This is a genomic window from uncultured Roseovarius sp. (assembly GCF_963972555.1).
Classification (GTDB): Bacteria; Pseudomonadota; Alphaproteobacteria; order Rhodobacterales; family Rhodobacteraceae; genus Roseovarius; species Roseovarius mucosus.
Genome location: NZ_CAXAUM010000021.1, coordinates 1 through 13,090, shown reverse-complemented (window position 1 = coordinate 13,090; position 13,090 = coordinate 1). Strand labels below are relative to the sequence as shown.

Here is a 13,090-nt window from a genome sequence, read left to right as displayed (position 1 = left end):
GGGTTTATTTCGGCGGCGGGGCAGCGCAATGCGCCCCCGTTGCCGCCAAGCCAGAGCCAAGCGCCAGCATCGGTGGCGCGGTATAGGGGTTGAGCGGGTCCGCCGTGATCGCGTCAAACGCGATAAACCCGACCAACAGCGCAAGCATCGCAACCGTCACATGCGCCCGGATCATTTGCGCGCCTCCAGGCCCAGCCAGGGCCGCAGCCGCACGCCCACCCATGATCCGGCAAAGGCCGCAATGAACCACACCCAGCCATGCGCCGACCCGGTGCCGATCCCGCTGAAAAACGCGCCGATGTTGCAGCCAAACGCAAGCCGCGAACTATAGCCCAGCACAAGCCCCGCGATGATCACTGCAACCCACGCCCGCGCGGGCAATATTCCAATGGGCGAGGCCAGACCCGCCCGCCACCACGCCATAAGCGCCGCGCCCCCGATCAAACCGAAATCGGTAAGCGAGGTCACATCCGTCAAGACACTGGCCCCCACTTGCGCCTGATTGCCTGGCGCTGACCAGAACGCCGATCCGGACAGATCGCCCCCCACGGCCACCACTACCTTCGCCACCCAGAGGCCCAGGCCGTAAACCACGCCCCACGGCTGGCCAGCCACGATCAGATGCAGGATGGCCAAGCCCGCAAGCGCCAGAATAGCCCCCCAATAGCGCGCAGGCAGCCGGTGAGAGCCGCGCTTGCCCAGCACCAGGGCCAGACCGGCAACCGCCGCCAACCCGACCAGCGTGATCGCCAACCCCTGCCCGCCCGACAACACCATGACCGGCAGGCTGCCCAGATTGGTCCACCATGTCAGGTGATAGGCCCCGGCAAAGCTGCCGATGGCAAAGAACGGCAGCGCCACCGCGCCGATCGCATTGCCGCTTCCGGCATTCACCAGCGTGCCCGACCCACAGCCCAGAACGATCTGCATCGCCGCACCAAACACGAACGCGCCACCGATCATCGCCACGCCAATCGGGGCGTGCGCGCCCTTCAACTCGGCCCCATTCGTCGCCAAGAGCGGAAAGGCCACGCTGGCGACAATCGCGATGCAAATCAACTGCGCCAGCAACCCCGAGGCATCCCGCTCAAGGATCATCCGTCGCCATGGCCCGGTAAAGCCAAAGCGAAACCCCTCCAGCGTCAGCCCAAAGCCAAGCCCGATCAACAACAACAGCCCATAGCGGGGCCCCGCGAACAGGGCCACCGCCAGCACCACCGCCGCCACTGCGACCAAGGCCATAAGGCGCGACGCAGCGCCGGGTGAGGACGGGATCGCGGCAGAGGCGGCTTGGCTCACACGGGGGCTCCTGTTCGGCTTAGTATTTGCCGGTGATCTTGTTCAGCAGGTTCTGGAACAGACCCGGCACATTGGCCATGTCATAGCCCGCATTCGACCAGCCGACCATAGATTCGGGATACATCCGCACCCCTTCGATGCCCGCAACCTCGCTCAGCGCGAACCAGTTGGTCGCGGCCCAATGCCCGGTGTTGCAGAACGACACCAGCCGGTCACCCGCCTCAAACCCGTTCTTAGCCGCCAATTCGCGGATCAGGTCCGGCTTGATCAGCGTCGGCTCATCCTGCCCGAACCAGCGGTCATGGGTGAAATACCGCGACTGCGGCAGGGTGCCGGGCTGTGCCGCTGCGGCATGTTTGGTCTCACCCTTCCAGAACGATTCGGGGCGCGCGTCGATCAACTCGGCGCTGTCCTTGCCGTCGATGATCGCTTTCACGTCCTCGCGCGTGGCCGTCCATGTCGGATCATAGCTGACCGTGATGTCGCTCGGGGTGATGGCCTCTGCCGCACCCTTGGCCACCGGCTTGCCTGCCTTTTCCCAAGCGTTCATGCCGCCGTTGAGAATCGCAAGATCGGTCAAGCCGCTGGATTTCAGCGTCCAGTAGACCCGCGCCGCCGCCCCAAAATCGGTCTGGTCGCTGCCCTGATGCACGACCACGATGGGACGCCCCGCCGTGACGCCAAGACCGCGCAGGACCTCGGTCATCTTGTCCTCGGGCACAACCTGCCCCGGATTATCCGCGGGTCCCCGGAACAGCCCATAGGGGGCCGGAATCGAACCCGGAATATGCCCGGTCTCATAGGCGGCCCCGGTGCGAATATCCAGAACGATCGCCTCTTGCGTGGCTTGCGCCTGTGCCACACCCTCAGGGTCGGTGAGCGGCCCCAGTTGTGCCATCACAGCCACCGGCGATACAATCAGCGCCGCGGCCAGACCCAGTTTTCTGATCCTGTCAAACATCGTGGTATCCCCTTGTTTTCCTGACGCGGAACCTAGGTCGCGACCAGAAGAACAACAAGTCGCCTGACCGCCAATCACATTCTCTTGAGCGAATAAGAAGCATCGCCCAAGCAGACGCGCGCGCCCCAACCAACATACCGTGACAGGCTCGGAATCTGAACATTTTTCCGTCAAATGCGGAAGCTGCGGAACGTTTTATCCAAACGCTTGCGCGTCTTCGTCCTCGTCGCCACGCCCGGTTCCCTTGGCGCCGGTCACGATCCCCAGCGATTTCAGCTTGCGATGCAGGGCGCTGCGCTCCATCCCGACGAATTCCGCCGTGCGGCTGATATTGCCACCAAAGCGGTTAATCTGGGTCAGCAGATACTCGCGCTCGAACGCTTCACGCGCCTCGCGCAGCGGCATCGTGGCAATCGCCCCCGACAGCACAACGCGCCCCTCATCGACCGGCCCGCTGCTCTCGCTCGGCAATTCGCGGGCGGCAATCGGGCCCTGTCCCTCACCCAGGATCAACACCCGCTCGATCATATTGCGCAACTGCCGCACATTCCCCGGCCAGCGCATCGTCTGCAAGAGCGCCGCCGCCTCCTCGCTCAAGGACCGCAGCGCAAGCCCCTGCGTGCGATGGAACATGGCGATGAAATGCTCGGCCAATGCCGGAATATCCTCGCGCCGCTCTTCCAGACTGGGCACCGCAATCGGCACCACGTTAAGCCGGTGAAACAACTCCCGCCGGAACCGCTCGGCGGCAATCTCCGCCTCCAGATCGCGGCTGGTCGAGGAAATAACCCGCAGATCCACCTGAATCTTGGTGCTGCCGCCCACCCGCAGGAATGTCTGATCCACCAGCACGCGCAGGATCTTCGATTGCGTGCCCATCGGCATATCGGCGACCTCGTCGAAATAGATCACCCCGCCATTGGCCTCTTCCAAGAGGCCGGGCACCACGCCGCTCTCTTCGGATTCGCGGCCAAAGAGCACTTCCTCCATCCGCTCCGGCGCAATCGAGGCACAGCCCACCGTCACAAACGGCGCCGAGGCGCGCGCAGAATTGGCGTGGATATAGCGCGCCGCCAATTCCTTGCCTGATCCCGCCGGACCGGACAGCATTACCCGGCCATTCGATTTCGTGACCTTGTCCAATTGCCCCATCAGCGCGCGAAATGCGGATGCCTCACCCAGCATCTCCGACGGCGCGGTTTCCCGCCGCTTCAGAACTTGGTTTTCCCGCCGCAAGCGGCTGGTTTCCATGCCGCGCCGGATCACCACCATCAATTGATCAATGTTGAACGGCTTTTCGATAAAGTCATAGGCCCCCTGCTTGATCGCCGCGACGGCAATCTCGATATTGCCATGGCCCGAAATGATCACCACTGGCACGTCGGGATATTCTCGTTTGACGGTCTTGAGGATGTCGATCCCGTCCATATGGCTGTCCTTGAGCCAGATATCGAGGATCAAGAGGCTGGGCTGTTCCGCGGCAATCGCTGCCATCGCCTCGTCGGAATTGCCCGCCCGTCGCGTGCTATAGCCCTCATCCTCCAGAATATCCGAGATCAGCTCCCGAATATCGCGCTCGTCATCTACAATCAGAATATCACTCATCGGTCCCTCAACCGGCCAGCTCGGCCTCTACAGTATCTTGCACCAGCAGCGGCAGGCTGACCACGGCCATCGCCCCGGCATGTGCCCCCGCCTCGAACGGTTCCGCATCCTCGAGCACCAGCGTCCCGCCATGCTCTTCGATGATCTTCTTCACAATGGGCAGGCCAAGCCCCGTGCCCTTGTCGCGCGTCGTCACATAAGGCTCAAAGAGCCGCGCCCGGTCTTGCGGCAACCCGATCCCGTTGTCGGAAATGCGGATCACGGCGCGGTCGCCCTCAATCGCGCTCTCGATGCGGATCATCGGGCGGTGCCCCTCGGGCGCGCCCTTTTCCTGAAGTGTTTCAATCGCTTCTCCGGCGTTCTTAACCAAGTTTGTCAACGCCTGCCCGATCATCGCCGCGTCAATATCTGCCCTAAGCGGCGCCGTATCCAACCGCAGGTCGAACACAACCCCCGGCTGCCCGGTCTCTTGCAATAGCACGACCTCGCGCAACACCTGACTAAGGCTCTCTTGCTGCGTCACCGGTTCGGGCATCCGCGCGAACTTGGAAAACTCATCAACAATCCGTCGCAAATCATTGGTCTGGCGCACCACCACATCGGTCAACTGCTCCAGACTCTGCGCCTCATCTGGCGGCAATTGCTTGGCGAACTTGCGTTTGATCCGCTCGGCGCTCAATTGAATGGGCGTGAGCGGGTTCTTGATCTCATGCGCGATCCGCCGCGCCACATCGCCCCAGGCGGCCATGCGCTGCGCCGATACAAGGTCGGTCACGTCGTCAAAGGCCACCACATAACCCTCGCGCGTGCCCGCCTCGCTGATCCGGGTCGACATGCGCACCAACAGATTCTCCTGCCGCGCACCGCGCATCACCTTGATTTCTTCCTGTACAAAGCCGCCCGGCACCGTGCGCAGCCGATCAAAGAGCGCGCCAAATTCCGGCACCACCGCCTTCAGCGCCAGCGATTGCTGGTCCTCCGACCAATCCAGCAACCGTTCGGCGGCGCGATTGACAAAGGTCACGCGCCCCTCCGCATCCAACCCCACCACGCCCGATGACACAGACCCAAGCACGGAATCAAACAACCGTCGCCGCCGCTCGATCTGCTGCGTGTTGGTCAAGAGCGCCTCGCGCTGGCCCTTCAATTGCCGCGTCATCTGGTTGAAATAGGTGCTGAGCTGCGCAATCTCGTCGTCGCCCTCCTCCTCGCGCACCTGCGTATCCAGATCCCCCTCGCCCACGCGCTGCGCCGCAGAGGTCAGCCGCCCGACGGGCTGCGACAACCGCTCGGCAAACCACATGCCCAGCCAGATCGCGGCCAGGATCAGGATCACCGCAAACCCGAGATAGAGCAGCCCGAATTCAAACAGAACCCGCCCCCGCTCGCTCTCGCGCTGCTTGTAGAAATTGGCGGTTTCCTTGGTCTCGTCGAGCAGGTTCAGGATTGCCCCATCCACCGTCCGGCTGACATAGAGCAAGCGGTCCGGCAACGCCTCAAGCGGCATCAACGCACGAAACTCGTTATTCTCCCAATCGCGGATCACCACCACACCCTCGGCCTGGGCTTGGGCAATCTGCGCAGCCGTCGGTCGCTCGTAATCAAAGAGATACGATCGCTCGCCGCGCGCCCGGATTTCGCCTGTGCCATCAATCACGAACGCCTCGCGCAGCCCGCGTTGAATCTCGCGCTGCCCCGAGGACAGGACTTGGCGAATATCGCCATCGGTCATGAACACGGCGGCCCGTTTGGTGGCATTGATCACCCGCGCCAGCACGCGAATATCGGTCTCCAGATCGCGGCGATGTTCCTCTTCATAGGCCTGCGCCGCCGCAACGGAACTGTCCACCACCCGGCCCACACGCTCGGAAAACCACGCCTCTAGGCCCATGTTCACCGATAATGTCGCAAACACCGCCACCGTGATCGTGGGCAACAGCGCCATCAGCGCAAAAACCCCCGTCAACCGCAGGTGAAGCCGCGACCCCGCCGAGCGCGAGCGCCGCGCTGCCACCATCCGCGCCACGCGCTGCATGACCAGCCCGGCCACCATCAGCACGTAAATCATATCAAACAGCAGAACCAGCCGCAGCCCGTTCGACGTGGCCCCCTGATCGAGCGGCCCCATCATCAGATAGGTCGCCAAGGCGAGCACCGGCCCCAACAGCACAAGGCCAAGCGTCGCCCCATTCTGGAGACGCTGCAACCGGCGCAGGCGGCTTACACCCTCCCACGACAACCGCCTGCCTCTGAACCCGCGTGTCTGCGTTGCCACGCACACCCCCCATTCCCTCGTGGGGCTGCACCTGCTTCCCCGCAACATGTGGACCGTCCGAGGGCAAGCGCCCCCGTTTGGCAACAGTCCTGTTGCAGTTTTACATCAACTTGCGGCGGCGTGTCACGTTAATATCCAGATCGGTGATCTTCTTGCGCAACGTATTGCGATTGATCCCCAAAAGATCGGCACATTTCGCCTGATTGCCGGCCGTGGCGTCCAACGCAATCTCAATCAAAGGCAACTCGATTTCACGCAAAACGCGCGTATACAGCCCCGGTGGCGGCAAGGCATCGCCATGCAGATCGAAATATCGCCGCAAATGCCCCGCAACCGACGCGGTCAGGCTCTCGCCCCGCCCTTCGCGCATCACCGGCTCGGCACGCGGCTGATTGCCCAGCACCGCCTCTACCTCGGTGCGGCTGATTTCCTCGGCCATCGCGGTCAGTCCGATTCGTCGCACCGCATTCTCCAACTGCCGCACATTGCCCGGCCAGCTATAGGCGCGCATCAACTCCGCCGCCTGCTCCGACAGATGCCGCGCCGGTTGTCCATCCCGCTCGTCGCGCCCCAGAAAATGCTCGGCCAAGAGCGGAATATCCTCAACCCGCGCGCGCAGGCTCGGCACGTCGATCACCGCCCCGCTCAGCCGGTAATAGAGATCCTCGCGCAACGTGCCCTCTTCCAGAGCCTGCCCCGGCGGCACCCGACTTGTCGCCATGAACCGTGGCACATGATCGCCCGGCGCATCCATCATCCGCACCACCCGGCCCTGCGCCTCAAGCGGCAGATCCGTCACCTCATCCAGAACAATCGTGCCGCCCTTGACCCGCGCCATGATCCGCGACGGCCCGTCCAACTCGCGCAAGTCCCCTGGCGTCACCGTGACAAACGGCAGCGTGCGCCGGTCCGAGAAGTCATGGATCGCCTTGGCAATCAGAGACTTGCCCGTGCCCGACTCGCCACAGATCATCACCGGCAGGTCGGTGTTCATGATCCGCGCCACCACCCGGTAAAGCGCCTGCATCGCCGCCGTGCGCCCGATCAGCGGCAATTCCTCGGGCCGCTCCACCTCGACCTCACGAATGGGCCGCCGTGCCCGGCTCTCGAGCGCCCGCGCCGTGCGCTTCATCAGGTCCGGCAGGTCAAAGGGCTTGGGCAGGTAATCATAGGCCTCCGCCTCCGCCGCCTTGATTGCCGTCATGATCGTATTCTGCGCCGAAATCACGATCACCGGCAAACCGGGCCGGTCCTGCGCTATCTTGGGCAGCATTTCTAGGCCGTTGCCATCGGGCATCATCACATCCGAGATGACCACATCGCCCTTGCCCTCGCCCACCCACCGCATCAGCGTGGTCAGGCTCGAGGTGGCATGCACCCGGCACCCCGCCCGTGTCAACGCCTGCGTCAGAACCGTGCGGATCGTGCGGTCGTCATCGGCGACCAGTACCGTGCCATCCATCCTCAAGCCTCCTTGGTTGCGTCCGCTGCCCGTTGCAACGAAATCCGAAACACCGTGCGCCCCGGCACGGAATTGACCGAAATCCAGCCGTCATGGTCCGAAATGATCTTGGCCGCCAAGGCCAAGCCCAACCCCGTTCCATTCTCGCGCCCCGAAACAAAGGGATCGAACACCTGATCGGCAATCTCGGGCGGCAGTCCGGGACCATCGTCGATGATTTCAATCTGCAAAGGCAGCGCCTTGCCCTGCCCCTCACCGCGCCGCACCCTGAGCGACTGCTCATAATACGTGTGCAAGCGGATCGTGCCGGGCTTCCCCCGCGCCGCCTCGGAGGCGTTTTTCAAGAGGTTCAACACCACCTGCAGCAATTGGTCACTATCGCCAAGTGCCAGCGGCAGCGACGGATCGTAATCCTCGACCAGCGCCATATGCGCGGCAAAGCCCAGCATGGCCGACCGCCGCGCGCGGTCCAGCACGTCATGCACATTCACCGGGCGCATATCGGGCGCGCTGATATTGCCGAATTGCTCGACCCGCTCCAACAGGCTCACGATCCGGCGGCTTTCGCTCACGATCAAATCCGTCAGTTCCAGATCCTCTGGCCCCAGCGTCATCGACAAGAGCTGCGCCGCGCCTGTGATACCCGCAAGCGGGTTCTTGATCTCATGCGCCAGCATTTCCGCCATGCCGATCGCTGATTTCGCTGCCGATTTCACATTGCTGTTCTGCACCATGCGCCCGGCCAATTCGCGCGGGCTGATCAGCATGATCATATGCCCCGGACGGCCCGTCAGAGGTGCCACCTGCAAATTGCACTGCATCGGCGCGCGCTCGCCCGTGCCCACATCCACATCGTTGACAAAGAGCGGCGCGTCATTGGCCCGCGCCCGCTCGAACGCCTCTTCCAGCGGCGCGTTGACCGCCAGCTTGTCCCAGACCGGCTGTCCCATCAGCGCCCGCGACGACGACATCATGAACCCTTCCGCCGCCGGATTGATCCCCGCGATCCGGTCTTGCGGATCAAGCAGGATCGCGGGCACCGGCAAGGAGGTCCAGATCGCATCCTCCGTGCTCATGCGGCGGCCCGCGCAATCTGCACGCCCCCGGCCATTGCATCGGGCAAACGCTCCAGCACCGCCGCTGGTGCGCTAGCTGTCAGCACCGCACGCCGCAGGCTCTCGCCCGTGCCCGCGGCATCCATGTACCACCCCAGATGCTTGCGCGCGACGCGCAGCCCCAGATCCCGGCCATAAAAGCTCAGCATCGCCTCGTAATGCCCGGCCACCAGATCGGCCAAGGCCGCCCCCTGCGGCACCACAGGGGCTGTGCCCTGCCCCATCGCCGCCGCGACCTCTGCCAGAACCCAAGGCCGCCCACGTGCGCCCCGACCAATCATCACACCTGACGCGCCGGACAGCGCCGCCGCCCGGCGCGCCGTGCCAACGTCTGTAATATCGCCGTTGGCAATGACCGGAACATGGACAGCCGCCACTATCTCCGAAATCGCCGCCCAATCCGCCGACCCTTTGTAAAATTGGCAGCGCGTGCGCCCATGCACCGTGACCATCGCCACGCCCACGCCCTCTGCCCGCCGCGCCAGATCCGCCGCGTTCAAACAGTCGTGATCCCAACCCAAGCGCATCTTCAGTGTGACCGGTACATCGACCGCGCCCACCACCGCCTCGATCAACCGCAACGCATGATCCGGATCGCGCATCAACGCCGAGCCAGACGCCCCGGCCCCACTGGCACTCACCACCTTCTTGGCCGGGCAGCCCATGTTGATATCGATGATCCGTGCGCCCTGGCTGGCCACCACCCGCGCCGCCTCTGCCATCCACTGCGCATCGCAGCCCGCCAGTTGAACGGCCGTATTCTCCGCCCCAAGACCCAATTCCGCCTTGCCGCGCGCCGAGGGCTTGGCCTGAACCATTTCCTGGCTTGCAACCATCTCGCTTACCACGAGCCCCGCGCCAAATCCCGCCACGACGTTGCGAAACGGCAGGTCGGTGATTCCCGCCATCGGCGCCAAGAGGACCGGTGTCGCCAAAGCCTTGTTCGCGATCCTGAGCATATCCCTGCCTAATCCTTGTGCATATCGCCGGTTCTACCCGTGAACCCCGCATCAAACAATGATCACAGGCCCAATTAACAGTCGCTAGCGGCCGACATGCCCATTTATTAGGCAGATGCTCAGCCATTGCGCTCGGATAAAACCCGTCCTAATCAAGAGCCATGACAACCGCCGCCCTCATCGTCGCCGCAGGCCGGGGCACCCGCGCAGGCGGGGACTGCCCCAAGCAATGGCAGCCCCTTTTGGGCCGCCGTGTCATCGACTGGACGCTCGACGCCTTTCTGGGTGCTGAAGGGATCGACAGGATCCTCGTCGTGCTACATCCCGACGACCTCGACCGTCTTGCCCCAGACCCTCGGATTCTGGTCACGACGGGCGGTGCCACACGCGCCGAGTCGGTCCGAAACGGCCTCGAAGCCTTGGCAAGCGATCCGCCCGACCACGTGCTCATCCATGACGTGGCAAGATGTTGTACAAAATCACCTTATATAGCTTACATAACTTACAAAATCCGCAGCACCGGTTTGCCCGCGCTGGCCCCGGCTCTCCCCGTGACCGATGCACTCTGGACCGGCGCCGAGGGGCGTGTGACCGGCACCCGTGATCGTACCGGGCTATACCGTGCTCAGACCCCACAAGCCTTTGATTTTGCGATAATCCTTTCCGCGCACCGCGCACGTAAGGGCGACGCAGCCGACGATGTCGCCGTCGCCCGCGCCGCCGGGATTGACGTGACAATCCTCGATGGCGACGAAGACAACCTCAAGATCACCCACCCGCACGACTTTAAACGTGCAGAGAAAATACTTGGAAATCAAATGGATATACGTGTCGGCTCAGGTTACGATGTACACCGCTTCGGCCCCGGTGACCACTGTATGCTCTGCGGTGTCGCCGTCCCCCATGATCGCGGGTTGCAAGGCCATTCCGACGCAGATGTCGGGCTTCACGCCCTAGCAGACGCTATATATGGGGGATTGGCACAGGGTGACATCGGTCGCCACTTCCCCCCCAGTGACCCCCAGTGGAAAGGCGCCAAAAGCCACATCTTCTTGCGCCACGCGGTGGGATTGGCGGATGAACTTGGCTTCAAGATCAATAACATAGACGTCACTCTTGTCTGTGAGCGTCCCAAGATTACGCCCCACGCCCCCGCCATGCAGGCCGCCCTCTCCGAGATCACAGGCGTTGCTCCTGACCGCATTTCAGTAAAGGCCACAACGTCAGAACGCCTCGGCTTCACCGGACGAGAGGAAGGCATCGCCGCGCAAGCGGTTGTCACCTTGGTGAAACCATGCGCCTAACCTATTTAATTTGCACATTTTTCTATGTCGGCCGTCTTCGCCCGGCCCCCGGCACATGGGGATCGCTCGCGGCCCTGCCGGTGGCCTGGGCGCTACATCTTGCGGGCGGTCCGGCACTTCTCTTCGCGGGGATCCTGCTCTCCTTTACATTAGGATGGTGGGCTACCCATCTGGAAACAAAGGGAAAGGATAATCATGATCCGTCCGAGATCGTGATTGACGAGGTGGCCGGCCAATGGCTTGCCTTCCTGCCAGTCTCGATCGGGGCCTCCCATGCCGGGGCGGACCTCCTAAATCTTTGGCCTGGCTTTGTTTTTTCCTTCGCCGCCTTCCGCTTCTTCGACATCACCAAGCTCGGCCCCATCGGTTGGGCCGACCGCCGCAACGACGCCTTGGGCGTCATGCTGGATGATATCGTCGCTGGCTTTGCCGCCGCGCTTTGTGTCCTTTTGGCTGCCGGCCTCTATCACGGGGTTCTAGGGCTATGATTACCAAGGAAATTCTTGCTCTTGCACAGGCAAAGGGCATTATGATCACCACCGCCGAAAGCTGCACGGGCGGCATGGTCGCTGCGGCCTTGACTGACATCCCCGGCTCTTCCGCCGTGGTTGAGCGTGGCTTTGTAACCTATTCAAATATAGCAAAAATCGAGATGTTGGGCGTGTCGGAGTTGACCCTCGCGACCTACGGGGCGGTTTCCGAACAGGTGGCAAAGGAGATGGCTGACGGCGCATTGCGGCATAGTGCGGCCCAGCTTGCCGTTTCGATCACCGGCATCGCCGGCCCCGGTGGCTCCGAGCACAAACCCGAGGGTCGCGTTTGTTTTGGTCTCGCCAAGATTGGACACCCGACCCGGACCGAAACCGTGGAATTCGGCCCACTAGGCCGTGGTGCCGTCCGTGAGCGCGCTCGGAATCATGCGCTTGAATTTCTTTTTATCTCTTTGAATGAGTAACTTGGTCAGCACACTTCATGCAGTCCCATAAAGCTCCTGCGCCCGCTGCTCAAAGGCCCGCACGATGCGCTTCATCGCCTCATAGAAGAATAGATCAGCTGCGGATTGTAACAACCTGTTCTTGAATGCAAAGTCGACGTCAAAACTGACCTCGCATCCACCCTCCACATCGCGAAACGCCCAGTTCGAGCGCATGTGGTGAAACGGCCCCTCCAGATACTCCGTCTCGATCCGCCGCATTGCCGGCCAGAGCACCACGCGACTCCCAAAGCGCTCCCGGAACACCTTGAAACTAATCACAAGATCCGCTTCCATGATCTCTGACCCATCCTGTTGCGGGCGCACGGATCGCACACGCGCCGCCGCCGTCCAGGGCAGGAACTGCGGGTAGCTGGCCACATCCGCCACCAGCGCATACATCTGCTCGGCCGTGTAGCGTAAAACGCGCGTCTCAGAATGTGTTGGCATACGCCCCCCGGTTTCCGCGTGACAGTGCGCCGCTTTTTCCTAGACTGGTCCGGGATGTTCAAGGGGGTCACATGCCGCAGCACGCCTATGTTATAGATAAAATGATCTCGGCCAAGAGCATCGCCGCGCGAATCGAGGCGTTGTCCCATAAAATTGAAGCCGAATTCGCAGGTACGCAAAAACTGGTGGTGGTGGGGCTGTTACGAGGCTCATTCATCTTCATCGCGGATCTGGTGCGCGAACTCGATCTGCCGGTGGAGGTCGATTTCGTCGAAACATCCTCTTATGGAAACGCCATGGAAAGCAGCCGAGAAGTTCGTATTCTCAAAGATTTACGCGGCGATATTGAAGGGCGTGACGTGCTGGTGGTAGAGGATATCGTCGATACCGGCCACACGCTTTTCCACGTCCTGCACCTGCTCCAGAGCCGCAGGCCGCACAAGCTCCGAACCATCGCACTTCTCGACAAACCCTCGCGCCGCGAGGCAGACATTCGCGCAGACTGGATCGGCTTTGAAATCCCGGACGAATTTGTCGTGGGCTATGGAATTGACTATGCGCAACGCAATCGGAACCTGCCCTACATCGGCAAGGTGCGCTTCGTCGACAACTAGCTAGAAATGGCGGACCCAAGAGGATTCGAACCTCTGGCCTCTGCCTTCGGAGGGCAGCGCTCTATCCAGCTGA

General features: G+C 62.4%; 13 protein-coding genes. 4 read left to right on the top strand and 9 right to left on the bottom strand.

Annotated elements, in window-relative coordinates; genetic code table 11:
• Nucleotides 1–4: 4 nt before the first annotated feature.
• The 8 genes from AACZ65_RS16020 to dusB form a co-directional block, all read right to left on the bottom strand.
• Complete coding sequence (locus tag AACZ65_RS16020; protein ID WP_339672516.1) at nucleotides 5–175, bottom strand: hypothetical protein; 171 nt, start codon at nucleotides 173–175, stop codon at nucleotides 5–7.
• Nucleotides 172–1,242 carry a YeeE/YedE family protein gene (locus AACZ65_RS16015; RefSeq protein ID WP_339672594.1) on the bottom strand — a complete coding sequence of 357 codons (1,071 nt, stop codon included), beginning with the start codon at nucleotides 1,240–1,242 and terminating at the stop codon, nucleotides 172–174. Before AACZ65_RS16015 ends, AACZ65_RS16020 begins: the two co-directional genes overlap by 4 nt.
• 76 nt (nucleotides 1,243–1,318) lie before the next feature.
• The gene (locus AACZ65_RS16010) at nucleotides 1,319–2,260 is read right to left on the bottom strand and encodes a rhodanese-like domain-containing protein (RefSeq protein ID WP_339672514.1); all 942 of its coding nucleotides are present in this window, start codon (nucleotides 2,258–2,260) and stop codon (nucleotides 1,319–1,321) included.
• A 195-nt stretch (nucleotides 2,261–2,455) separates the two neighbouring features.
• Nucleotides 2,456–3,865 (bottom strand): sigma-54 dependent transcriptional regulator, encoded by a 1,410-nt coding sequence (locus AACZ65_RS16005; RefSeq protein WP_339672512.1) that lies wholly within the window; start codon nucleotides 3,863–3,865, stop codon nucleotides 2,456–2,458.
• A 7-nt stretch (nucleotides 3,866–3,872) separates the two neighbouring features.
• Entirely contained in the window at nucleotides 3,873–6,140 is a 2,268-nt protein-coding gene (locus AACZ65_RS16000) for a PAS domain-containing sensor histidine kinase (protein ID WP_339672510.1), read from the bottom strand.
• Nucleotides 6,141–6,240: 100 nt separating this feature from the next.
• Nucleotides 6,241–7,602, bottom strand: a complete 1,362-nt coding sequence (locus tag AACZ65_RS15995; RefSeq protein ID WP_339672508.1) for a response regulator — start codon at nucleotides 7,600–7,602, stop codon at nucleotides 6,241–6,243.
• A gap of 2 nt (nucleotides 7,603–7,604) precedes the next feature.
• Complete coding sequence (locus AACZ65_RS15990; protein ID WP_339672506.1) at nucleotides 7,605–8,678, bottom strand: ATP-binding protein; 1,074 nt, start codon at nucleotides 8,676–8,678, stop codon at nucleotides 7,605–7,607.
• Nucleotides 8,675–9,676 (bottom strand): tRNA dihydrouridine synthase DusB, encoded by a 1,002-nt coding sequence (gene dusB, locus AACZ65_RS15985; RefSeq protein ID WP_339672504.1) that lies wholly within the window; start codon nucleotides 9,674–9,676, stop codon nucleotides 8,675–8,677. The genes AACZ65_RS15990 and dusB overlap by 4 nt, the downstream gene beginning before the upstream one ends.
• Before the next feature lie 161 nt (nucleotides 9,677–9,837).
• Here dusB and AACZ65_RS15980 point away from each other — a divergent pair, with 161 nt between their 5' ends.
• From AACZ65_RS15980 to AACZ65_RS15970, 3 genes are read left to right on the top strand one after another with little or no spacing between them, the layout of a single operon-like run.
• The gene (locus AACZ65_RS15980) at nucleotides 9,838–10,980 is read left to right on the top strand and encodes a bifunctional 2-C-methyl-D-erythritol 4-phosphate cytidylyltransferase/2-C-methyl-D-erythritol 2,4-cyclodiphosphate synthase (protein WP_339672502.1); all 1,143 of its coding nucleotides are present in this window, start codon (nucleotides 9,838–9,840) and stop codon (nucleotides 10,978–10,980) included.
• Nucleotides 10,971–11,468: a phosphatidylglycerophosphatase A gene (locus AACZ65_RS15975; protein ID WP_339672500.1), complete on the top strand. Its 498-nt coding sequence runs from the start codon at nucleotides 10,971–10,973 to the stop codon at nucleotides 11,466–11,468. The genes AACZ65_RS15980 and AACZ65_RS15975 overlap by 10 nt, the downstream gene beginning before the upstream one ends.
• Nucleotides 11,465–11,935, top strand: a complete 471-nt coding sequence (locus tag AACZ65_RS15970) for a CinA family protein (RefSeq protein WP_339672498.1) — start codon at nucleotides 11,465–11,467, stop codon at nucleotides 11,933–11,935. The genes AACZ65_RS15975 and AACZ65_RS15970 overlap by 4 nt, the downstream gene beginning before the upstream one ends.
• 15 nt (nucleotides 11,936–11,950) lie before the next feature.
• On the opposite strand, the gene AACZ65_RS15965 is transcribed toward AACZ65_RS15970, so the two are convergent.
• The gene (locus AACZ65_RS15965) at nucleotides 11,951–12,403 is read right to left on the bottom strand and encodes a type II toxin-antitoxin system RatA family toxin (RefSeq protein ID WP_339672496.1); all 453 of its coding nucleotides are present in this window, start codon (nucleotides 12,401–12,403) and stop codon (nucleotides 11,951–11,953) included.
• 71 nt (nucleotides 12,404–12,474) lie between these two features.
• Here AACZ65_RS15965 and hpt point away from each other — a divergent pair, with 71 nt between their 5' ends.
• Nucleotides 12,475–13,017 carry a hypoxanthine phosphoribosyltransferase gene (gene hpt / locus AACZ65_RS15960; protein ID WP_037271698.1) on the top strand — a complete coding sequence of 181 codons (543 nt, stop codon included), beginning with the start codon at nucleotides 12,475–12,477 and terminating at the stop codon, nucleotides 13,015–13,017.
• Nucleotides 13,018–13,090: the final 73 nt, after the last annotated feature.

Coding starts and splice junctions, on each gene's coding strand:
- AACZ65_RS15995 (WP_339672508.1), bottom strand. CDS start 7,602: ATGGATGGCACGGTACTGGTCGCCGATGACGACCGCACGATCCGCACG.
- hpt (WP_037271698.1), top strand. CDS start 12,475: ATGCCGCAGCACGCCTATGTTATAGATAAAATGATCTCGGCCAAGAGC.
- AACZ65_RS15980 (WP_339672502.1), top strand. CDS start 9,838: ATGACAACCGCCGCCCTCATCGTCGCCGCAGGCCGGGGCACCCGCGCA.
- AACZ65_RS16015 (WP_339672594.1), bottom strand. CDS start 1,242: ATGGCCTTGGTCGCAGTGGCGGCGGTGGTGCTGGCGGTGGCCCTGTTC.
- AACZ65_RS16020 (WP_339672516.1), bottom strand. CDS start 175: ATGATCCGGGCGCATGTGACGGTTGCGATGCTTGCGCTGTTGGTCGGG.
- AACZ65_RS16010 (WP_339672514.1), bottom strand. CDS start 2,260: ATGTTTGACAGGATCAGAAAACTGGGTCTGGCCGCGGCGCTGATTGTA.
- dusB (WP_339672504.1), bottom strand. CDS start 9,676: ATGCTCAGGATCGCGAACAAGGCTTTGGCGACACCGGTCCTCTTGGCG.
- AACZ65_RS16005 (WP_339672512.1), bottom strand. CDS start 3,865: ATGAGTGATATTCTGATTGTAGATGACGAGCGCGATATTCGGGAGCTG.
- AACZ65_RS15970 (WP_339672498.1), top strand. CDS start 11,465: ATGATTACCAAGGAAATTCTTGCTCTTGCACAGGCAAAGGGCATTATG.
- AACZ65_RS15965 (WP_339672496.1), bottom strand. CDS start 12,403: ATGCCAACACATTCTGAGACGCGCGTTTTACGCTACACGGCCGAGCAG.
- AACZ65_RS15975 (WP_339672500.1), top strand. CDS start 10,971: ATGCGCCTAACCTATTTAATTTGCACATTTTTCTATGTCGGCCGTCTT.
- AACZ65_RS15990 (WP_339672506.1), bottom strand. CDS start 8,678: ATGAGCACGGAGGATGCGATCTGGACCTCCTTGCCGGTGCCCGCGATC.